Raw genomic sequence first — 914 nt, 5'->3', positions numbered from 1 at the left:
GCATCAAGCCCAATCTGAAACTGCCCGACCTGGTCAAGCCGGGCGAGAAGGCGACCACGCCGCGGAAACAGCACCAGGCCGAATTCGGTTCGCCCGGCGCCTATTTCGCCGAGAAAACGGTTCGTGCGGTGACGGCGGGCGGGCGGGCGCGCGAAGCCACCAATGCCAGGACACTTGCATCAATCGAAAAGCGCTATGGTGTGCCGGGCGAAGTGCTGCTGGCGATCTGGGGCCGCGAGACCGGATTCGGCGCGGCGAAGGTGCCTTACGACGCCTTCGAAGTGCTGGGCACCAAAGCGTTCATGTCGACCAGGAAGGACTTCTTCCGCACCGAGTTGCTTGCTGCACTCGAGATCGTCGAGCGCGGTCTTGCTCCGGTCGGCGCGATGAAATCGTCGTGGGCCGGAGCGCTCGGCCAGCCGCAATTCATGCCGACCTCGTTCCTGAAACATGCCGTCGATTTCGACGGCGACGGCCGCGCCGACATCTGGAACTCGACGCCGGACGTGCTGGCCTCGATCGCCAATTATCTCGTCCATTACGGTTGGGTAAAGGGCCGCGGCTGGGGTTTCGAGGTGACGGTGCCGGAAAGCGTTTCCTGTTCGCTGGAAGGCCCGGACCAGGGCAAGAAAATCTCGCAATGGGCTGATATGGGCATCAAGCGCGTCGGCGGCAAACCGTTTCCAGCAAGTGAGCTGAAGGCCGAAGGCTTCCTGTTGATGCCGGCAGGGCGCAGCGGCCCGGCCTTTGTCGCCACGCCCAATTTCTACGTGCTGAAGCAATACAACACCAGCGACCTCTACGCGCTGTTCATCGGCCACGGCGCCGATCGCATCGCCCATGGCGACGCGAATTTTGCCGGCAGCTGGGGCGCGGTTGGCGGGCTCCACCGTTCGGACATCGCGGCCCTGCAG

The 914-nt window shown here is 63.8% G+C and carries 1 protein-coding gene; it reads left to right on the top strand.

Annotation, left to right across the window (positions count from 1 at the left end; translation table 11 throughout):
• Positions 1-914, top strand: a 914-nt coding sequence (locus tag EN984_RS36150; RefSeq protein WP_164765994.1) for a lytic murein transglycosylase, incomplete at both ends; no start/stop codon positions are given.

It is taken from the genome of Mesorhizobium sp. M7A.F.Ca.CA.004.12.1.1, from assembly GCF_003997835.1.
Classification (GTDB): Bacteria; Pseudomonadota; Alphaproteobacteria; order Rhizobiales; family Rhizobiaceae; genus Mesorhizobium.
The sequence above is the reverse complement of the archived record's forward strand: the minus strand, read 5'-3'. Positions and strand labels throughout refer to the sequence as shown.